This is a genomic window from Bacillus cereus group sp. MYBK15-3, assembly GCF_051916765.1.
Classification (GTDB): Bacteria; Bacillota; Bacilli; order Bacillales; family Bacillaceae_G; genus Bacillus_A; species Bacillus_A cereus.
The window spans coordinates 1-21,997 of record NZ_JBQAHG010000001.1 but is presented as its reverse complement, the minus strand read 5'-3'; the positions used below and the strand labels follow the sequence as shown (position 1 = coordinate 21,997).

Below are 21,997 nucleotides of genomic sequence, written 5' to 3'. Positions count from 1 at the left end.
CTGTCTCTCTATTCAAATTTTCTTCTTCAAATAGATTATCTTTATTTAACTATATGAAGAATATTAGTAATTATAATTTGAAGCTAGTATTTATTCAACTATTTCTTTCTAGACATTTTGACCTTGGTTTCTATTTAACAAAATAAATTTGTAACATTTCCTGTTTTCTCCCAAGATTCATCCACTAATTATGACACCCCATACTATATACCTTTATAAACTCATTCGCAAACTATTCTATCTCCAAATTTGGTACATATTTCACATGACAAAATAATACGATTTGATTATATTACTCCACTTACATTTCCCTTCTTCAACTAACTCTTTAAATCTTAAAGTCATTACATCCCTTCCATACATGAAAGAATTCTCCTGTTCATTAATATTATATTTGAATAATTATTCATTTGACCGACCAGCGATGTTACGTTTTCTCGACAAAAAAACTCGCTCTAAAAAGAACGAGTTTTTTCATTATATATTATTGACCTTTGTACATTGCATCTACTTGTTTTTGAAGTTCCTCATTTTCTAAGAACTCATCATAAGTAGCCTCTTTATCGATTACACCGTTTGGTGTTACTTCGATAATGCGGTTTGCAATTGTTTGCACGAACTGATGGTCATGAGATGTGAATAAGATTGTACCTTTGAATGCAATTAAACCGTTGTTTAATGCTGTAATTGACTCAAGGTCTAAGTGGTTCGTTGGATCGTCAAGTGTGATTACGTTCGCACCACTTAACATCATTTTAGATAACATACAACGAACTTTTTCGCCTCCAGATAATACAGAAACGTTCTTCTTAACTTCTTCACCTGAGAATAACATACGGCCTAAGAAACCACGTAAGAAGCTTTCAGACTCATCTTGTGGAGAGAATTGACGTAACCATTCAACTAAGTTGTAATCACTGTTCTCAAAGTACTTAGAGTTATCTCTTGGGAAGTAAGATTGAGAGGTTGTAACACCCCATTTGAATGAACCGCTATCCGGCTCCATTTCACCCATAAGAATTTTAAATAATGTTGTCATCGCAATATCGTTACGGCCGATAAATGCAACTTTATCACCTTTATTTAAAGTGAAGTACACATTATCTAACACTTTTTCACCATCAATTGTTTTAGAAAGACCTTCAACAGTTAATAAGTCATTTCCTACTTCACGCTCAGGTGTGAAGCCAACGAATGGGTAACGACGTGATGACGGTCTAATATCATCTAATGTAATTTTGTCTAATAATTTTTTACGAGAAGTTGCTTGTTTCGCTTTAGAAGCGTTTGAACTAAAGCGTGCAATGAAGTTTTGTAACTCTTTTACTTTCTCTTCTTTTTTCTTATTAGCATCTTGTGTTAATTTTAAAGCTAATTGGCTTGACTCATACCAGAAGTCATAGTTACCAACATAAAGTTGAATTTTACCGAAATCAAGGTCAGCCATGTGCGTACATACTTTATTTAAGAAGTGACGGTCATGGGATACTACGATAACTGTGTTTTCAAAGTTCATTAAGAAGTTTTCTAACCATTGAATCGCTTTTAAGTCCAAGTGGTTGGTAGGCTCATCTAATAATAGAATGTCAGGTTGACCGAATAAAGCTTGAGCAAGTAATACTTTTACTTTCTCTGCCCCAGTTAATTCTGACAATTTCTTATCATGAAGGTCTTCACCAATACCTAAACCTTTAAGAAGAATTGCAGCTTCTGACTCAGCTTCCCAACCGTTAAGCTCAGCGAACTCACCTTCAAGTTCAGCAGCGCGCATTCCATCTTCATCACTAAAGTCTTCTTTCATGTAAATAGCATTTTTCTCTTGCATTACTTTGTAAAGTTGCGTGTGACCCATAATTACTGTTTCTAATACTGGGAACTCTTCATATTCGAAGTGATTCTGTTTTAATACTGCTAGACGCTCACCTGGCGTAATATGTATGTCACCTGTTGATGGTTCAATTTCTCCAGATAAAATCTTTAGGAATGTAGATTTACCAGCACCGTTTGCTCCGATTAAACCATAGCAGTTACCTGGCGTGAATTTTATGTTAACATCTTCAAATAATTTGCGATCCGCGAAACGCAAACTAACGTTACTTACTGTAATCATTTGTGTCCTCCTACTAATACCGCTTATTTCAGCGTTTTCTCACCGATTGTCTTAAAAAATCGCATATTACGACTCAATTATTGTAGACTATAGCTATTATATAGTAGAAGCTGGATGAATAGCAACGGTTGATTACCTTTCTACAATGAAATCGGATAGTTTTTGTCCATTCCCCTAGCTATTGTATGTATATCATCGACCTCTTTCTCATATAACCTTTCACTGCTCATTCTGTAATATATCGGATTCATTTTCATCTGAAATATTATATACCGAAAAAACTGTAGAGAAATCATTCCCTACAGTCTCTTCTTATTTCGTATTTATTATTTTCTCTTTGTAACTCTTCATTTTACTCGTTAACCCTATTAACGCCGGTAGTAATATCGGCATCACAATTAAAGCTAATAGAAGAAGTGCAACACCAACTACTGACGCAACTTGTATAAGTGTTAATACACCTGATGGAATTAATGCTGCAAATGTCCCGCCTAAAATTAGCGCAGCTGATAATACAACTCCTCCTATATGACGAGATGCAGTTACAATTTTCGTTACCGAATCCCCTTCTATCTCGTTATAGCGCATCATTACGAAAATACTATAATCCACTCCTAAAGCGACAATCATAATGAAGCTAAAGAATGGAACATTCCAGCTTAATGACTCTACATGTAATACATGTGCACTAATTTGTTCGCTTATACCGAGTGATGCAAAGTACGCCAATAGTAATGAGCCAATAATAAATATTGTGTTTAGTAATGAGCGTGTAATTACGATTAATACAATCGCAATGCCAATCAACATAATCGTAGCTGTACGTAAGAAATCTTGCCCCGTTACTTCTTTTAAATCAACGTTTCTAGCTGTTGTTCCGCCAATTGCTGTTTTCGCATCATGTAATTCCGTTCCCTTTACAGTGCCATCGATTGTTTTATTGATTTCTTGAATAATTGGCATCGCTTCTTTTGAATACGGATTTACATCTAAAATGATAGTCATTTTAGCAATTTTTCTATCCTGTGACATGTACGTGTTCAATGCTTTTTGGAAATCTTCTCCCTCTAACACTTCTTTTGGAATATAAAACTTCTCAGAGCTTTTCGATTCATTGAGCTCCCCTAAATATTTCTGTGCGTCATGCAGGCCATTACTTACTTTTCCAAGCCCTTCTGTACTTTTAGATAAACCGGATTGTAATTGGCCCATCTTTTCCTGCAGGTCTTTAAGGCCCGTTAAAAGTTGTCCCTGCCCATCGTTTATTTTCGTTAATCCAGATTGTAACTCAACTGATTTATTTGCAATTTTTTTTGAACCTGAAGAACCTTCATTTAATCCATTTTTAAGATCGGCTGCTCCCTTTTGTAACTTATTAACTCCATTGCTCATTTCTTTTAAGCCGTTATCCACTTTCAGTAACGATTGATTCGCTTCTTTAAATGAACTCATCGCCGTTTTGTGCTGCGTTGCTAATTGATTTAATTCATTTGAAAGTACGCTTAATTTTCTTTGAGCCTCTTTAGCAATTCCTATCGTTTGTTGTATGTTTGGATCATTCGCTAATTCTGGTTTCGTTTGAACGAAATTGGTCATTAACATTTCAATTTGTTCATATCCCTTTTTCGCACCATCAATCGCTTGAGAAATACTTCCGAAGTATTGATCGTAAGAGTTTAAACCTTTTTCTAACTGTGCATAACCAGCATGCAGCTGCAACGTTGCATTAGATAGAACATTTATATTTTCGTTTACTGAAGCTAAACCACTCTCAATTTGCTGTGCTCCTTGTGCACCGTCGTTTATGCCATTTGATAATTGATGTAAAGCTGTTCCTAATGCTGATACCCCGTTTTTCGCCTCGTTCGTTCCATCAATTAATTTTTGAACATTCGCAAGACTATTTGAATCACTACTTCCCATTTTATTTTTCGCATCTGTTAATCCATCATTAATTTCCTTTATGCCACCATCGGCATCCCCTAATCCTGTATTCAATTCTCCCGCTTGCTTATTTAAATATAATTCTTTTATCTTCTCACCAGTTGGACGTGTTGGTGCATATACTTCTGACACACCTTTAACTTTCGAAATTTTATCAGTTAATTCGTCTAAAATTTGTAGAGAAGTTCCTTCATCCAGCTTTTTATCAGATTGAATGACTAATGTACTCGGTGAAGAGAAACCAGGCGGAAAATGATCCTCTATTACGTTAATACCCATCTTGGATTCATACTTATTATCCACTTCAAATAAATCATTGTAATTAAGTGTATTAGAGTATTTTAATACGAAAGGAATCGATATTACGAATACGATAATTAAAGCGACAAATGGCCTTGCTACTGAGTTTTTCGCAAAGAATCCCCATAAGCGACTATCCTCATGACCTTTAAATGTTTTAACTGGATAAAACATTCCTTTTCCTAAAAGCACCATGAAAAATGGATTTAAAGTCGTTAATACGAGTAATAATACTAAAACACCAATTGCTACCGCTGAAGTAGATTGATATAATTTAAAACTTGCTAAAGCAAGTGATGCAAAACCAATTAGCACCGCTATTCCGCTATATAATACAGTTTTACCTGCTGATTTGAATGTTTCTTTCGTAGCTAAAAATGCATTTTCTTGTTTACTTAATTCTTCTTTAAACCTCGTATATAATAAAATGTTATAATCTGTTCCTACCCCAAACAGGACGACGACTACGAACACTTGTGTAAAGTTTGAGAATGGAAAATTAAATTGATCTACAAGCTGGGCAATAATCCCCATTGAAACTAAATACGATATACCAACTGTAAGAAGAGAAACAATTGGAACAACTGGTGAACGGAATACGAGGATTAATACTACAAGAATGAAAATGATTGAAATAACTTCTGTCTTTTTCACTCCCTCTTGAGAGGATTTAAGAAAATCACCCGCTATTAAGTCACTTCCTGTTAAATGCGTTTTTACCCCTTTCGTTTGCACTTTTTCATGAAGATTATTTGAAACTTTTGATATTTCACCATGTTTTTTATCTATCGATATTTGCGTTAAAATAGTCGTATTATCTTTAGAAACTAATTGTTTCTCCAAGTCTTTATTGTCTAAATGTGAAACAACTTCCTTAATTCCTAATTGCTCTTTTTCATTTTGCAGGGCGTTGATTGTTTTTGTTATTTCCTTTTTTTGTTCATCTGTTAAAGCTGCCTTATTGCCACTATTAAAAACGGCTATAATTTCATACTTTTCAACCCCTTCTTTATCCATCTCTTTCATCATCTTGTCAGCAATACTGCTTTGCTTTGTATTAGGGATTGTAATTTTCCCTTTTTCTTTCACTAATTGATCCATATTAGGCATCGTTACGACCATTGTAATAGTAATAACTATCCATAATAGAAAAGATAAACTTCTCCAACTTTTTAACTTGCTCATTTGAATCATCTCCCGTTTTGAAAGTTTCACGTTAACAACGGAATGAACGTTCATTCCCATTATTCTATTACGTTATTTTGTAAATTCTATCAAACTAGTCTTTCCGGAATGAATGTTCATTCCCTTAGTTACACAAATATCCTTTCCTACTCTCATTTTTTTAAATCTAGTTAGGAATGAATATTCATTCCAGCCCTTGTAAAGCTATAGAATCAAATGATTCTAATAGCATTCCAAGAGCTTTCTTCTAATTCTTTTACTAACTCTTTCGAGTATTCTAATTGCCCTGTTGCAATTACTTTCGTTAATGTTTCTAACGGTTGATATACAATAATAATTAAAGCAATGGGAGGCAATGGACGAAGAAAACCTTTTGCGATTCCATCTTCAATAATATTCATAAAGAAGCCTATAAAATCATCAAATATTTTCTTGCTCTGTTCGTCAAGAAAATAACTATCGCAGTGAGAATTTGTAAATAAAAAAGCATCCACATTGTTTCTCGCAAATTCAAATAAACGGTTGTACGTATGACTAAACTGTTCACGAATATTTGCTTCAACAGGAAAATCCGTTTTTATCATTTCAGAAAGCTGTAACATGCTTTTTGAAAATAATGAGTTAACAAGTGCCTCTTTATTGGCAAAATAGCGATAAATAGTACCCGCACCGACATTTGCTTTTTCAGCGATCATTGGAATTGTCGTACCATCGTAACCACGCTCTGCAAAAAGTTGCATCGCAGCATCAAAAATATCCTCTTGTTTGTTTTTAGCCATTTTTTCCACCTCTATTTTCAGGAATGAAAATTCATTCCGTTTTTAATTATAAATTACATGGATTAAAAGTCAAGTGCGTGACAAAGTATAGTTACGTTTTAGTGAAAAATTATATCAACGATTATTAGAATATATCAGCGATTTTCAGAATATATCGGCGCATCTCCAATTATATCAGCGATTTTCAGGATATATCTACTTGCCGACAACCAAAGAGAAAGCTGTCCCAAAAATTGTTTTTGGGCAGCCCGATTTTCTATTGAAAACTTAAAAGAAATCATAAATAAATGCTTCTCGTACCGGAACTATTTTCTCAAACGCTTGTATTTCCTCTTCACTTCCGCTAATTAATTCTAATTCATTCAGTTGTAACGGACGTTTATAGCCGAACATTATTGTAGATAACTCGTTTATATCCAGTTTGATGCCTTTATCTATTGTTTCCTCTTTTATTATTGTTATTTCATGATTTGCAAACCTCACTGATACGTTATTCCACGGTGCAAATGAATCTGTAATATGTAAAATTAGTTCTTGTTGTACATTGTTCCAGTTTAATTCATATTGTTTAAAGAACTGCTCCACATCTACAATTCTTCCCATAAAATATGGTTTTATTTCTGTCTTCACGCGCGGCTCTTGCAATGAATATAATAACGGTTCGCTTTCACTTACTGTCATTTCAATTTCTTTAATCATAGAATCATGCTGACAAATAAAGTTCCACAGACCATTTCGTGCTTCATTATGCAGTGGTACAAATTCTTCTACTGTCATTTTATAGTTTTCTATTTTGTATAACATGTAACCTGCTGCCTTTTTATTTTCATCATAGTAAATCGCTAATGTTAAATCATCATAAACCGCTTGTAACCACCAGTTCTTCTCTCGAACTAACATACATGAAAAACGTTCTGCAAATGCTTCATAGAGCTTCTCGACTTCTTCTGGATGATTTTCTTTATTAAAACGTTTCACAGTACCATTTACTTGTTTTTTCATCACTAAATCGCTCTTACTTATATGACATTTGAGTAGATTCGCACAAAGTTCCCAGCCGTATTTACGATAAAATGAAACAGCAAATGGATGTAACATAGAGACTGTATAGCCATCTTTTTTCATTGTTTGAAGTGAATGTTGAAGTAGCTCTTTTACATACCCACTTCTTCTGTACTCTGGATACGTCGCTACTCCTGCAACGCCACCCATTTTAAATTTTTCTTTACCTATGTAAATATGAAACGGAATGAAGTGTAGTTTTGCAGCTAAGTCTTCCCCTTCCATAATGCCGTATATTTCATGACTTTCCTTCATCTTTGTAAGTTGCTGCTGTAATCGTTCCTCATCTACTTTATATTGAAAAGCGTATTCTGATAAACGTAATGCTTCTCTGAACTTATCTTCTTTTAATTGTATGACATTCATATAATTCTCCTCCATTCCCTGTTTGAATTGTATCATAATTCTTACTATTATAGTTCGGTAAGTGAAACTACAAGGACGTTTTAACAAAAAAGCAGATACATCACGTATCTGCTTTCCATCCTTTTTATTTAGCTAACTTTTGAAGTTCGTCAAAGAATGTAGGATATGATACACCTACTGCTTCTGCATCTTCAATAATTGTTTTTCCTTCTGCCAAACAGCCAGCAATTGCAAGCATCATTCCGATACGGTGATCACCATAACTATTTACTGTATTGCCTTTTAGAGCTGATTTTCCGTAAATGATCATACCGTCATCAGTTGCTTCTATGCGAGCTCCTAGTTTCGTTAATTCAGCAACGACTGTATCAATACGGTTTGTTTCTTTTACTTTTAATTCGTGTGCATCTTTAATTACTGTAATTCCTTCTGCTTGCGTTGCCGCTAATGCGATTACAGGAATCTCATCGATTAATCTAGGGATAATATCTCCGCCAATTTCAATTCCTTTTAATGAAGATGTTTCGATTGTAATATTTGCAGCTGGTTCTGATGCCTCTTCGTTAATTAGATCTACAGTGAACGTAGCACCCATTTTTTCTAAAACATCAATAATACCTGTACGGGTTGGATTCATTCCTACATTTTGTAATACTAGTTTACTATTTGGGATGATTGCACCTGCTACTAAGAAAAACGCTGCTGATGATACGTCACCTGGCACTTGAATGTCTGTTGCTGTTAATTTTTGTCCACCTGACAGCTTCACTGTTTTCCCTTCGCGAGTTACTTTAACACCAAATGCTTCGAGCATTCTTTCCGTATGGTCGCGTGAAATATGTGGTTCTGTAACAGCTGTTACACCTTCTGCACGAAGACCTGCAAGTAAAATAGCCGACTTTACTTGTGCACTTGCAACAGGAGAAATATATTCAATTGCTTTTAAATCGCCGCCACGTATTGTTAACGGTGTAAATGTTCCTTCTTCTCGGCCGTCTATGTTTGCGCCCATTTGTTTTAATGGGTTTGTTACACGCTTCATCGGTCTTTTTGCGATAGATTCATCACCTTGTACGCAAGAGAAAAATGGTGTGTTAGCTAATATACCTGACATTAATCGGATTGTTGTACCAGAATTACCAACATCTAATACAGCTTTCGGTTCTTGTAAACCTTCTAATCCTTTACCAACTACAGTAACCTCATCACCGTTTTGCGTAATTTCTACTCCCATTTCTTTAAAACATGAAATCGTACTTAAACAGTCTGCACCGGGCAAGAAACCTTTAATTATTGTTTTCCCTTCTGCAATAGAACCGAACATAACAGCACGGTGTGAAATGGATTTATCACCTGGGATTGTAATATTGCCATTCAATCCGTTATTAACAGGTTGTATTGTTCTTTCTTTCACGTTTTTCACCTTCTCATTTAAATTGTTTCATAAGTTTGGTATTCTTCTTCTCCAAGCGCTAGCTTTGCTTTCATACGATCTTCTTCCCTTTGGAAGCTAATACGTAATACCCCAAGCAGTCCTTCACGCGCTTCTAATATTTGCAAGTTCGTAATACTAATTTCCTCGCGCGCTAAAATACTCGTAATATGAGCCAATGCCCCCACCTTATCTAATACATCGACGTATAAGTCGTGATAGGCAGGAATTGCCCCTCTCTTTCTTACTGGTAAAGAATCACGGTATTCTTTCGCATCTGCAAAATAGTTTTGAATCTCGCCTGCATCTCCGGTAGAAACTGTTTTATATAAATCTTCCATTTCAGAGATCCACTCTTTTAATAATACCATTAAATGCTCTCGATTTTGCTTTACAATATCACTCCACATTTTTGGACTACTAGATGCGATACGTGTAATGTCTTTGAAACCTCCAGCAGCTAGTTGATGAATGAGCGGATTATCTCCTGCATGTTTCTCAACTTGCTTTACTAAACCTGCTGCGATAAGGTGCGGAAAATGACTAACGATCCCTGTTACATAATCATGTTCTTCCGTATTTAAAACAAGAAAATGTGACCCTGTTCCTTTTAACCATACTTTAAGGTCTTCCACTTGTTTATTTGGCACGTGATTCATCGGTGTTAAAATGTAAAATGCATTTTCAAATAAATGTGCCTTTGCACTTTCAACTCCCGTTTTATGAGAACCCGCCATCGGATGTCCACCAATGAAAGAAACATCCTTTGAAAATAAAGCTTCCGCTTCGTTCATAATAGACCCTTTTGTACTACCAACATCAGTCACTATAACATCTTCTCGTAAACGGAATGACGCAAGTTTGTGTAATAGCTTCTTCGTTTCTTCAACTGGAGAAGCAAAAACAATTAAATGTGCCTCTTCACATGCACGCTGTAAATCAACTCCTATTTCATCTACTACGTGTAATTCTTTTGCACGCTCTACTTGCTCTTTAAATATATCGTACCCTGTTATCGTTACATCGTGCTCTTTCTTAATTGCTAATGCGAGAGAGCCTCCTATTAAACCTGTTCCAATTAATACTACCTTTTTACGCATTTGCCTCATCTCGAGACTTATTTTTTTTATTTTCAAAGTGTTGTTTTAACACTGAAATCACCCCTTCATTTTGCTCCCTTGTTCCAACTGTAATACGGACACCATTCGGGAACGGACGAATAATAAATCCTGCATGTGCACAAGCTTCATAAATCTCTCCAGCATTATCTACCGGTAAGAAGATGAAATTAGTTTGTGACGAATAAAATGGTATACCGTTTTCCTTACAGAAACTCTCGTATTGCTGTAATCCTTCTGTATTCATGTGAACTATTTCTTTAATAAACTCGTCATCACCAAAAGCAATCGTCGCTGCTTTTTGCGCTAATGAAGATACGTTAAATGGTAAACGTACGACATTTAATTTCTCAATTAGCTCTTCCTGTCCGATCGCATATCCAACGCGGAAAGAAGCTAATCCGTATGCTTTAGAAAACGTTCTAAGTACAAGAATGTTTTTATGTTTTTCTAAAAGCGGTAATGTCTCAGGGAAATCTTTTGCTGTTACGTATTCATAGTACGCTTCATCAATGACAATTAACGTATTTTCACTAATGCCTTCAATAAATTGAGTTAATTTTTGCTCATTCACATATGTGCCCGTCGGGTTGTTTGGATTACAAATCCATACGATTTTCGTATTATTATTTACCGCTGACGAAATTTCGTCTAAATCGTATACACCTTTATTTAAAGGAATTTCTTTCACTTCACACCCTTCAATAATCGCATGATGGCGGTACTGCGGGAATGTTGCACCTGCTGTTACAATGTTATCTCCCGCTCGTAATACGGCGCGGCTTATCATTTGAATGATTTCATCTAAACCACTACCACAAAGTACTTGTTCCATTTGCACATGCAACTTATCTGCGATTGTTTGACGGAGCGTTGTAGCACCTCCGTCAGGATATAAAGCATGTTCCAACCAAGAGTTTTGCAACTCTTCTAAAACTCTTGGTGAACAACCGAATGGATTTTCATTCGATGCTAATTTCACAAACGAATGATCTCCGTACACTTCTTTCATTTGTTCTGGTGATTTACCTGGTTTATATGGTTGTAATGATGATAGTTGATCTTTTACTTGCACGTTAAACCCACCTTTTTATTAAAATTCTTTTGCGTAGTTATTGTGTTGCATAATGTTTTGTTTTAATAATTCCATACGATCTTTTCCGAATTGTTCGACTAGTGCATCTGCAAGTTCCCATGCCACAACAGATTCAGCTACTACACCCGCTGCTGGTACTGCGCAACTATCAGATCTTTCAATACTCGCTTGGAATGCTTCTTTCGTATCAATATCAACGCTTGCTAACGGTTTGTATAAAGTAGGAATTGGCTTCATCACGCCTCTTACGATAATTGGCATACCTGTTGTCATACCGCCTTCTAAACCGCCGGCATTATTCGTTTTTCTCGTGTATCCTTTTTCTTCATCCCACAGAATTTCATCATGCACTTTGCTTCCTGGTTGTCGTGCCGCTTCAAAACCTACGCCGATTTCAGCACCTTTAAATGCATTTATACTCATAATTGCACCAGCAAGTTTTGCATCTAATTTACGATCGTAATGAACGTAACTACCAACGCCAATCGGCATACCTTCTGCAATGACTTCCACAATACCACCGATTGAATCTCCACTACTTTTTGCGTTGTCAATCGCATTCATCATTTCTTGCTCTACTTCTTTATCTAAACATCGAACTGGTGAGTTTTCAGTAATTGTTTGAATTTCTTCAATTGATAAGTTTGAAATATGTTTTGCTTTTACTCCACCAATTTCAAGAACATGTCCTGCAATTCCCACGCCTAATTCGCTTAAAATTTGTTTTGCAACTGCACCAGCAGCTACACGAACTGTCGTTTCTCTTGCAGATGACCGCTCTAATACGTTTCTTATATCACGATGACCATATTTAATTGCTCCATTTAAATCTGCATGTCCGGGACGTGGTTTTGTAATTGTACGTTTCATGTCTTTACTTTCTTTTTCCGAAATTGGCTCTGCACCCATTACTTTCGTCCAATGTTTGAAATCATCATTTTTTACAATTAACGTAATCGGTGATCCAAGTGTCATCCCGTGACGAACACCACTTACAATTTCAACTGTATCTGTTTCAATTTGCATACGTCTTCCGCGTCCATGACCTTTTTGTCTTCTTAATAATTCTTTATTAATATGTTCCGCCGTAAGTGTCAAACCTGCTGGTACACCTTCTAAAATAACTGTTAACTGCGGTCCATGTGATTCTCCAGCTGTAATGTATCTCATTTCTCTTGCCCCTTTACTATTTTTTTGTACAAAAAAGTCCCTACTGAGCGCTCAGTAGGGACGATGTTTATCGCGGTACCACCCTAGTTGTAGACTTCTTTCGTCTACCTCTCTTCTTCTTTAACGATCGTTCGACCGTCTTACCCTCCAAAAGTTGTCGGGAAAGATGCTCCAAGGCTGTAATTCATGCTTACCTTTGTACTGATTCACACCGACCATCAGCTCTCTTTAACAGTGAGATAAGCACTACTGTTTCCTCTTCAATGCATATATGATATGGAATTAAGATAATTTATTTTTGAAACCTTTTAACTCATCCATGAATCTATGGAATTCTGGAATGTCCATTTGTTGTGCAGAATCTGATAATGCAACTGCTGGATCTGGATGAACTTCAGCCATTACTGCATCTGCGCCAATTGCAAGTGCCGCTTTCGCTGTTGGTAATAATAAATCTCTGCGTCCAGTTGAATGTGTTACATCAACGATAACTGGTAAATGTGTTTCTTTCTTTAAAATTGGTACTGCAGAAATGTCTAATGTGTTACGTGTTGCTCTTTCGTATGTGCGGATACCGCGCTCACAAAGAATAATTTGATCGTTACCTTGCGCAATGATGTATTCCGCTGCGTTAATGAACTCATCAATTGTTGCTGCTAATCCACGTTTTAATAATACTGGTTTGTTAACTTTACCTACAGCTCGTAATAAATCGAAGTTTTGCATGTTACGTGCGCCAACTTGAATTACATCAACGTAGTCTAATGCCATTTCAACATCGTTCGGATTTAAAATTTCACTAATAATTGCTAAGTCAAACTCGTCTGCTACTTGACGTAAAATTTGAAGTCCTTCTACTCCTAAACCTTGGAAATCATATGGAGAAGTTCTCGGTTTGAATGCACCACCGCGCATTAATTTTAAGCCTTGGTCTTTCATCGCTTGCCCTACTTGACGAACTTGTTCTAAACTTTCTACTGCACAAGGTCCCATGATGAACGTTTGTGTTCCGTTTCCAATCAATTCACCTTTTACATCAACAATTGTATTTTCTTGTTTCTTTTTACGTGATACTAGTAACGCTTTACGGTTATCATCTTCTTGTAACTCTAAGCTTGCTTTGAAAATCGTTTTGAAAATATGTTGAACTGTTGATGTTTCGAATGGTCCTTCGTTATGCTCTGCAATCATATCAAGTACTTCACGCTCACGTACTGGATCAAAGCGTTTCGTGCCTTGTACTTGCTTTTGCTCTCCAATTTTTTGAACAATTTCACCACGTTTGTTTAAAAGGTGTAATAGTTGTAAGTTAATTTCATCTACCTGTTTACGTAATTGATCTAATTCATGATTTGCCATTTGGAAATCCTCCTCTAATGTTTTAAAAGTATAGTAAGAGAATAAAAAATTCTCTATTTTCTGAACTGACTAATTATACAAATTTATAGTGGAATCGATACCTCTTCTTATTTTAAACTAATAATTCGTACAAAGACATGAACTACTAGTTAAAAACCCACTTTTTTGTACAAAAAAGCCCTACTGATTCAATCAGTAGGGACGATATTTATCGCGGTACCACCCTAGTTGTAGACTTCTTTCGTCTACCTCTCTTCATTGTTAACGATCAATTGACCGTCTTTCCCTTCATAAAGACAATACTATCTTTACTACGAAAAAGATGCTCCAGGACTGTAATTCGCTCTTGTTTATGTACTGGTTTGCACCAACCACCAGCTCTCTGTTACAGGGAAACAACAACTACTGCTTTTCCTTTCAATGCATGACTATTTAATTTTCAAGTTGAACCACTAAAATACAAAAAGTCCCTACTGAATAAATCAGTAGGGACGATATTTATCGCGGTACCACCCTAGTTGTAGACTAACTTTCCGTCTACCTCTCTTCACTGTTAACGATCAATTGACCGCTTTTTCCTCATAAAGACAAACTATCTTTATTACGAAAAAGATGCTCCAAGACTGTAATTCATGATTATCCCTGTACTGGTTCACACCAACCACCAGCTCTCTGTTACAGTAAGACTAACCACTACTGTGATCTCTTCATTGCACTTTGTTTATTCAAATGTTTTTGAAATTGAATAAGTATGATTCGTATTATAGAACGCTTTTCAAAACACTGTCAACAACTTTTTATATATTTTTTAAAATTCCACTTTCGTCCTATAATTCTTTTTGTAAATCACCCATTACAATTCCTATGCGAATTATTTCATTTTCTAGTAAATGTAAAACATATTCCTCTACTTCATACTGAACTAATAATTCTTTTATTTGTATGATTTCTTTTTCAAATAAAACGGCTTCGTGACATGTTTGTAGTAAAATAAAAAACACATTTGCAAACATTTCTTTATGCGCTTTCATACTTTCTTTTTTATGAAGCATTTCAATCAATAACTGCTTCATTTCCTCACCTGTACATTTACCATGTACACTTGAAAATGCACGAGACATAATACATAATCCTTTTTCTAATATTTCATCCATGTATAAAATAATACGTAAAAGCATCACATATTCTCTTGCAGTTATCTCACCCATTTTTGGTCGTTCTCGCAAAAATACACTGAGCCAAGCTGTCCAAAATTTTTGTTGTTCTTTTACACTTAATGTTTTGACGTAATAGCATAAAAACTGCATAAACTTAATTTTATTTTCTTCATTTTCTATTATGAGTAACGGGTATAACCAATCTGTTTTTTGCTCCCAATATAGTACACATTTAATAAATACAAAGCTAAGCCACTTCAAGAAAGCTTCTCTCGTATGCGGATGTAATACTTCCAAATGTTCTATCGCATACTTAATAAATCGCTTCATTTCTGTAAATAAAGGTAAATTTATTTGCGTGTAACATAAGCCGGCCCATGCATATTCCGTAATCTCATTTTGTTTTTTTAAATCTAAGTATGGTAACAAATATTTTCGGCACCATTGTTTTTCAATATGATATAGAAATGTAATATCTGCTATTAAACGAGCAAACATAAAGTTTGTTCGTTCCGAATTAACTCTTACTTGTTCTTCAAATAAAAATAAATATTCATATACATTACGATCGTATAAATGATCATATGATAACAACTTTAATAATACAGCCGTCATTTTTCCAACTGGATGCTGAATTGATTCATTATAAAAATCTTGTTTCCCAAGCTTAAAGTCTGTATCACTCTTCATAACTTGAGGAAACACTGAAAAAGCAAATCGTTTTACAACACGTATACTATTCTCTTCTAACTCTTCTAGTCGATTACTAATTTCATATAGAAAACTACTAATTAACCAATGAAAAGCAGTATTTCTAACAAATTTCTGCAATAGCGGAATAATTTTTTGGATTTGCTCATTTGTCATTCCTCGATTATTTCGCCATTCTCTAATACAAACAAACCATACTTCATTACTTATTTCTTGCACTCCTACTAATTGGTATGCAAATGAAATACTCCACTCTGTGTTTAATTTACATGCTTTTGATAACATCTCTAAAAAATGGCGTTGTTCAAAAACACCATCTTGCGAAAATTGCTGAACTTGCTTCATAATTTCAACATCTTTCAGCTGCAATAATCCGTCAGCAGTTACATTACAAGTAATGCTTTCTGCTGTATCTTCTTTCTTTTGTACACTGTATCGTTCAGAATGAAAATGAGGATGCTTTTGCTTCATTAACTCATACCCATTTGCCGTAGATGGGCTATTCGAATCATACTTGAATAATAAGTCTAATACGAGACATGCATCAAATACCCTCTCTTCTGTAAGATGCTTTATTACAGTTCGAGTGACTTCTTCTTTTGTTTTTTCTAAACAATGTGCATAATGCCTTTTTAAAAGTTGAAAAACTTCGTGTTTATAAGTGAAATCTAAAAGAAGTCCTTCATGTAACAACCATTTCATTTTGTCATCTACACGAACAAAAATATTTTTATTCATCGCATCAATTGCAATTCGCTTTTGAAGTACACTATTTGCTTCTATCATTTCTGTAATATAATAATCCGCTTTTTTCTCATTGTTTTCGCATAAATAAGTTAGACACTCTTTTACAATTCGTATTAAAAATGCAAGATCATTTTGATGAAACTCTTTCTCTACATTTTCCTTATTTCTTTTTTTCAGTGCCGTTTGTCTTAACGACAACATTCTCAATTTTTCTAATCCGATCATCATAATTGGAACAGCATAATAAGCGATATATGGCCTCATCTTTTCGTTCCAAATTTGCTCCACATGAGAAAATGTAGATACTGGTAAGCGACTCGATTCCTCGAGTTCTATTGATTCTTGCGTATCATTTCCCCATTTTCTTACACGTTTCAACTTCAGTTTTCCGTCTAAAATAAAAGTTAGTAACAATAAGGCAATTTCTTTATGCTCAGGAAAAGAACATTTTTGCAGTAACTTAGAAATCTTTTCTATAGAGCTACTATCTTTTTCAGCTGTTTCTAATAAAAGGAGTGTCCACCTTGCAAACAACAGCGGGTCCATCTTACTCTTCGTTTCGTTTAAGTAGTTACAAATTGTTCTCCATAATAACGGTGATATTTTAGAATAGTTTTTATAAATTAATTGAAATAATTCTTTCTGATGACTAAAAAGAAATTGTTCCACTAACCATTCTGCAAGTAATTCATCTACTTCATTATAGTTTGGCGTAAGCATAAACAAATTTTGTAATTTACCTTCTGCTTCTAACCATTCGACCCATTCATAATCATGAGCAAATTCCACAAAGTAACGTACTGTTTCAATTTTTTTAATCGATTGCTTTATGTATGATAATTGTTCCTGTTCTACTGACGGGGGAACCGTTACAATATCCCGAATACGCATTATTTTCGTAATATAATTATCACCCATTAATTCAGCCCAGCGTTTTACCGCTTTTACGAGGGATTGATGATTATTCACCTTATTCGGATACACAATTGGTCTTATCCCTAAATGTTCCCAGTGGTACGTATTTTCTCCTTGTGCGACAAAAGCAAATCGTCTTGTACTTGGTGGTAAACCAGTTGCTAAATATTTCATTACTGGGTCATTATGACTATATCCAATGAATAAAACGGTGTAATTTGAGAATAGATCAACTAAAAATCTTCTCGCCCACCCTTCCGTTAAGTAAGCCCTTCCAAAATCACCATCTGTTAAAATTAAAGCCTCTTTCTCCTGTTCTACATTACCATGTATGTAAGCAAGACCTTTAAAAGCTCTCCCAGTCGGTAAAGCTGGAGCGTAATAAACATTAATATCTCTATTTATTTCTTTAATTGCTGTTGTAAAATGTTGATCAAAATTTGTTGTTACAATGCGGATATCTGTATCTAAAGGAAATAGCCTTGGAATTGCATAATGCAATGGATTCGGTTTTGATTTCTCTATATGAACAAGATCTCTTGCGACTTGATGTACATCTTTTGTTTTCGCAATTTTACCAAGATAATAATCATGTGGTTCTGTTATTTCACGTTTTTCGACATATAACGTTTTTGCAATTTCATCAACTAAATCATCAAAATTCGGTAAGTTTGATTTCCCTTTCATAGAAACTCCCGCTCCAACAAATAATACTAACTTTCCTTGCTCAAGGTGATCAATTAACTCATCTGGAATTTCTACTTCTGAAGTAATCCACATCCTGGATTCCCCCTTACCTAAAAATGTCATACACTCTCATTTTACTATAACATTTTTTCATTGTTTTTATAATATTTAGACTAAATTCCGAACATGAAAAAGTTTTATGTAAATAAATCCGTTACAATGTATGAACTCCAGAATTTATTGAAAAACTATGTATAAATCGGAGGTGTAAATTTTGAATGATTTCACAGTAGTGCTTATCAAGTTTATATCGTGCATTATCGCATTTAGCATTGGGCTTGCTTTATTTTTCCCTGCAACGTTTGTTCAAATTATTTCATTCAGTCTCTTTGTTACAATCGTATCCTACATGTTCGTTGATAAAATCATTTTAAATCGAATTGGCAATACTGGTGCCATTATGTCGGATTTCTTATTAACATATTTAAGCGTATGGATTTTCGGTAATATTTTATTAGACAACTATATGCAAATTGCATGGGGCAGTATCCTTTCTGCCATCGTCTTCACTTTATCTGAAGTAATCGTTCATCGCTTCTCTAACTCTCATACAAGGCACAACAATGATAACATTCGTATTAATCGCCGCTTTGCATATGGTACAGAGTTTGCTGAAGAACAAAATATATTGGATAAAGATAAAAAAAAGTAACGTTTTAATGCAGGAGCGCCCTTTTTAATTATGTGGTGCTCCTTTTTTGTATTTTTTCATTATGGTACGTGAAATTATACAAGTGATTATTTCAAAATACCTACCTACTAACAATATTTGACGCTATTTTTTCTAATGAAAACTGCCTCTTATTTAGAGGCAGCCACTTTTAAGTCTTTTACTTCAACAACATCCGCAAACGCTCCCAATACTGCGTTATGATGTTTCACAATATCTTCAGCACGTAACACTTCTGTATTAAATGTACTATGTGCATCACTCACTAACGTTACTTTATATCCTTCACTACATGCTCTGCGCGTTGTCGTATCTACACAATACTCTGTTTGCATTCCCGAAAGAATAACGTGTTCAATTCCTTTCTCTTGTAACACTTCGCTTAAGTTTGTATTATGGAATGAATCTGGAGTCGTCTTTTCAACTATATTATCTCCTTCTTGCGGAGCGATGGCCGCATGGATTCGCCATCCATCCGTACCTTTTTCTAACGGATGGTCTTTAGGACCGTTATGTCGGATATAAATAACTGGAATATCATTTGAACGACATTCCCTAATAAGCTCTTGCAGTGTTTGTAAAAACTTTCCCCCATTATGTACTGGCATTCCAGCTGTATACATACCCGCTTGCACATCAATTACGATTAATGCTTTTTTCATTTCACACATCCCCCTTTGTTTGTATAAGCCATTATTATTGTTTATATTCCATCATCCAACAATCTTCTAATTTCCCCTCATGCAACTCATGTTCCTTTAAAATCTTTACTTTTTTAAATCCACTTTTTTCATAACACTTTATTGCCCGTTCATTATTTACTTTCGGATCCATTGCAATTGCTTCTGCTCCCATTTCACCCATAATATATGTAATTGCTGCCTGAACGAGTTTTGTTCCAATTCCCTTTCCCCAATAGGCTGGTTCACCGATAAATTGGTCCATACCCCATACATTTTGTGATTCTTTATAGCCATATAACGCTTTCCACTCTGAATCCACTGGATACATTTGTATGTAACCAATCGGAATGGTATCAAATTCTATTAAACATCTTTTTTCATTACTGTTTGGACTATGTATAAAATGATCAAGCACCTTTTCTACAGATTGCGGATTATCTCGTCCTTCGTAATACCGCAGGACTGCTGGGTCCGTTAACCATTTAGAAATGATAGATGCATCATCTTCCATTACGTATCTAATCAATAAACCTTCTTTTTGAAAAAGCATATTATACCTCTATTATTCCTTTATATTTTTTCTTGCTGTTACATCTTTCATTGCACCTACTAATGCATATGGTAGTAATGTAATCGCAAAAAATGCTGTAAATACGTTAAATTGCGGGATTGTATAGAGTGTGAACCATTCAGTGAAAAATTGAGAATTTAATATTCTATTAAAAAACTCTCCGCCTGGCCTAAAGTTTGGTACCCACCTAGTTATTTCACACAAAATAAACAGTAACTGAACAATAAAAAATGCCCCTAGATAACGAAACCAAGTCCGTTTCCATATAGGTTGTGCATTTTTTAATATATCCCCCATCTTACCCCCTCCTTAAATATCCATCATATTGATTATACACTTTCCTTACTTTATTTGTTAAAATTTTCTATATAATTAATGCTGTTTGGGGGGAATACATTATGTCTAATCCTATATTTACATCCACTTTAATCATTCTTAGAGGAAACTCCGCAAGTGGTAAAACAACGATTGCAAAACAACTACAAGAACATTTCGGACAAGGGACACTTTTAGTATCACAGGATATTGTACGTAGAGATATGCTTAGAGTACACGACACAATGGGTAATTTATCACATGATTTACTATTTGAAATTACGAAGTACGGAAAAGGAAAATGTGAATTTGTTATTTTAGAAGGTATATTGAACAGTCATAGGTATGGTGAGATGTTAAAAGAATTAATTCGTTATTTTGATGAAAATGCATTTGCATATTACTTTGATTTATCATTAGAGGAAACTATTAGACGACATAACACAAGGGACAAACGACACGAATTTGGTGAAGATTCCCTACAAAAATGGTATAATCCGCACGATACTATTAAGGTTGCCAGAGAAACTATTTTTACAGATAACTTTACGCAAAAAGATATATTTGATGCAATTCTTAATGATGTTGCGATCAAAAAACAAGCCTAACATAATATGTTAGGCTTGTTATGTATTTTGTATTTCAGTTTTTATAATTGAACAATCTATACATAAATAATAGTATATATTCATTTCCCCAAACTGGAAATTAACTACTGAAATAAGTCCACGTTCCTCAATATCTTGAGTAATTGTAGCAACATATTTCATCTCTTTCGCACAAGTTGGACACGCCAAATCCTTTGGAAGATCATCATATAACGGTACCCCTAATAATCTACATACATATTCAGAACCGAACAAGTCAAAAGCTTCCCAGTAACTATCTTCATCTGTAGGTATATCTTCATTTTTCATATTTATAAGCTTTACCGTTGTTTTTGGTAATGAAGCTGGTAACTTAATTACAGATTTAGTAATAAGCCATTTAAAAAACCTATTATCCTTCTACTAAGAAAATAAAAGCCAGCCTCAATAAAGAGAACTGACTTCTATTTGGATAATTATTGTTATTATAAAATTTTCACTTTAACAGTTTGTCTTCCCCAATTCATAGCTTTACTTTTTGAACCCATTAAAACATCAATACGATTACCTTTAATTGCACTTCCAGTATCACCAGCGATAGCTTCTCCATAACCTTCTACCCATACTTTAGATCCTAATGGGATTACTTTCGGATCAACTGCGATAATTCTCATATTCGGATTTGCCGTTAAATCATGCCCCATCGCAGTTAAAACGCGTCCACCATATGTACCATTTTCACTTGGATCAGCAGTATACGCTGTCGCTACTACCGTTAATTCACGTTTAGCAGACTGTATGTTGTTTTTAGATGCTTCTTTCGCTCTCTCTTCTTCTTTAGCTTTTGCTTCTTCTCTTGCTCTCTCTTCTTCTTTAGCTTTTGCTATTTCTCTTGCTTTCTCTTCTTCTTTAGCTTTTGCTATTTCTCTTGCTTTCTCTTCTTCTTTAGCTTTTGCTATTTCTCTTGCTTTCT

The 21,997-nt window shown here is 34.8% G+C and carries 16 protein-coding genes, 1 pseudogene and 3 other annotated features; of the genes and pseudogenes, 2 read left to right on the top strand and 15 right to left on the bottom strand.

What is annotated here, in order from left to right; all coding sequences use genetic code 11:
• Window positions 1-484 precede the first annotated feature (484 nt).
• From ACTFR8_RS00085 to ACTFR8_RS00040, 10 genes are all read right to left on the bottom strand, one after another.
• Window positions 485-2,110, bottom strand: coding sequence for an ABC-F family ATP-binding cassette domain-containing protein (locus tag ACTFR8_RS00085; protein WP_000633864.1), 1,626 nt, complete (start codon window positions 2,108-2,110; stop codon window positions 485-487).
• 312 nt (window positions 2,111-2,422) lie between these two features.
• Complete coding sequence (locus ACTFR8_RS00080; RefSeq protein ID WP_252209588.1) at window positions 2,423-5,539, bottom strand: MMPL family transporter; 3,117 nt, start codon at window positions 5,537-5,539, stop codon at window positions 2,423-2,425.
• Window positions 5,540-5,751: 212 nt separating this feature from the next.
• On the bottom strand, window positions 5,752-6,318 hold the full coding sequence (locus tag ACTFR8_RS00075) for a TetR/AcrR family transcriptional regulator (RefSeq protein ID WP_001107305.1): 567 nt from the start codon (window positions 6,316-6,318) through the stop codon (window positions 5,752-5,754).
• 267 nt (window positions 6,319-6,585) lie between these two features.
• Window positions 6,586-7,746, bottom strand: coding sequence for a GNAT family N-acetyltransferase (locus tag ACTFR8_RS00070; RefSeq protein WP_119781643.1), 1,161 nt, complete (start codon window positions 7,744-7,746; stop codon window positions 6,586-6,588).
• A gap of 124 nt (window positions 7,747-7,870) precedes the next feature.
• On the bottom strand, window positions 7,871-9,160 hold the full coding sequence (gene aroA / locus ACTFR8_RS00065; RefSeq protein ID WP_030026099.1) for a 3-phosphoshikimate 1-carboxyvinyltransferase: 1,290 nt from the start codon (window positions 9,158-9,160) through the stop codon (window positions 7,871-7,873).
• Window positions 9,161-9,177: 17 nt separating this feature from the next.
• Window positions 9,178-10,278, bottom strand: coding sequence for a prephenate dehydrogenase (tyrA, locus tag ACTFR8_RS00060; protein ID WP_001228131.1), 1,101 nt, complete (start codon window positions 10,276-10,278; stop codon window positions 9,178-9,180).
• Window positions 10,271-11,371 (bottom strand): histidinol-phosphate transaminase, encoded by a 1,101-nt coding sequence (gene hisC, locus ACTFR8_RS00055; protein WP_001197276.1) that lies wholly within the window; start codon window positions 11,369-11,371, stop codon window positions 10,271-10,273. The genes tyrA and hisC overlap by 8 nt, the downstream gene beginning before the upstream one ends.
• 18 nt (window positions 11,372-11,389) lie before the next feature.
• Window positions 11,390-12,562, bottom strand: coding sequence for a chorismate synthase (gene aroC, locus ACTFR8_RS00050; protein WP_001269428.1), 1,173 nt, complete (start codon window positions 12,560-12,562; stop codon window positions 11,390-11,392).
• 53 nt (window positions 12,563-12,615) lie between these two features.
• Window positions 12,616-12,835 (bottom strand) — a binding site (T-box leader).
• 9 nt (window positions 12,836-12,844) lie between these two features.
• On the bottom strand, window positions 12,845-13,921 hold the full coding sequence (locus ACTFR8_RS00045; RefSeq protein ID WP_001273575.1) for a bifunctional 3-deoxy-7-phosphoheptulonate synthase/chorismate mutase: 1,077 nt from the start codon (window positions 13,919-13,921) through the stop codon (window positions 12,845-12,847).
• Between the two features lie 194 nt (window positions 13,922-14,115).
• Window positions 14,116-14,351: a binding site (T-box leader), on the bottom strand.
• 54 nt (window positions 14,352-14,405) lie between these two features.
• Window positions 14,406-14,641: a binding site (T-box leader), on the bottom strand.
• Window positions 14,642-14,748: 107 nt separating this feature from the next.
• The gene (locus ACTFR8_RS00040) at window positions 14,749-18,231 is read right to left on the bottom strand and encodes a DUF4020 domain-containing protein (RefSeq protein ID WP_252209589.1); all 3,483 of its coding nucleotides are present in this window, start codon (window positions 18,229-18,231) and stop codon (window positions 14,749-14,751) included.
• 181 nt (window positions 18,232-18,412) lie between these two features.
• Between ACTFR8_RS00040 and ACTFR8_RS00035 the strand changes: the two genes are divergently transcribed.
• The gene (locus ACTFR8_RS00035; protein ID WP_000997702.1) at window positions 18,413-18,850 is read left to right on the top strand and encodes a YndM family protein; all 438 of its coding nucleotides are present in this window, start codon (window positions 18,413-18,415) and stop codon (window positions 18,848-18,850) included.
• Between the two features lie 149 nt (window positions 18,851-18,999).
• Here the strand turns inward: ACTFR8_RS00035 and ACTFR8_RS00030 are convergent, their stop codons facing one another.
• Genes ACTFR8_RS00030 through ACTFR8_RS00020 form a run of 3 tightly spaced genes read right to left on the bottom strand, consistent with a single transcriptional unit; the run spans window position 19,000 to window position 20,419 of the window.
• Complete coding sequence (locus ACTFR8_RS00030) at window positions 19,000-19,530, bottom strand: cysteine hydrolase family protein (protein ID WP_000709543.1); 531 nt, start codon at window positions 19,528-19,530, stop codon at window positions 19,000-19,002.
• A 34-nt stretch (window positions 19,531-19,564) separates the two neighbouring features.
• Window positions 19,565-20,101: a GNAT family N-acetyltransferase gene (locus ACTFR8_RS00025; protein ID WP_000898772.1), complete on the bottom strand. Its 537-nt coding sequence runs from the start codon at window positions 20,099-20,101 to the stop codon at window positions 19,565-19,567.
• A gap of 12 nt (window positions 20,102-20,113) precedes the next feature.
• A complete protein-coding gene (locus ACTFR8_RS00020) occupies window positions 20,114-20,419 on the bottom strand; it encodes a YfzA family protein (protein ID WP_000502343.1) in 306 nt (101 codons plus the stop codon).
• Window positions 20,420-20,520: 101 nt separating this feature from the next.
• Here ACTFR8_RS00020 and ACTFR8_RS00015 point away from each other — a divergent pair, with 101 nt between their 5' ends.
• Window positions 20,521-21,045 carry a kinase gene (locus ACTFR8_RS00015; RefSeq protein WP_000070079.1) on the top strand — a complete coding sequence of 175 codons (525 nt, stop codon included), beginning with the start codon at window positions 20,521-20,523 and terminating at the stop codon, window positions 21,043-21,045.
• An 18-nt stretch (window positions 21,046-21,063) separates the two neighbouring features.
• On the opposite strand, the pseudogene ACTFR8_RS00010 reads toward ACTFR8_RS00015, so the two are convergent.
• Window positions 21,064-21,399: pseudogene (locus tag ACTFR8_RS00010) on the bottom strand (hypothetical protein); the annotation flags it as partial.
• Window positions 21,400-21,509: 110 nt separating this feature from the next.
• The coding region (locus ACTFR8_RS00005) for a 3D domain-containing protein (protein ID WP_440026818.1) at window positions 21,510-21,997 on the bottom strand (488 nt) is incomplete at its 5' end.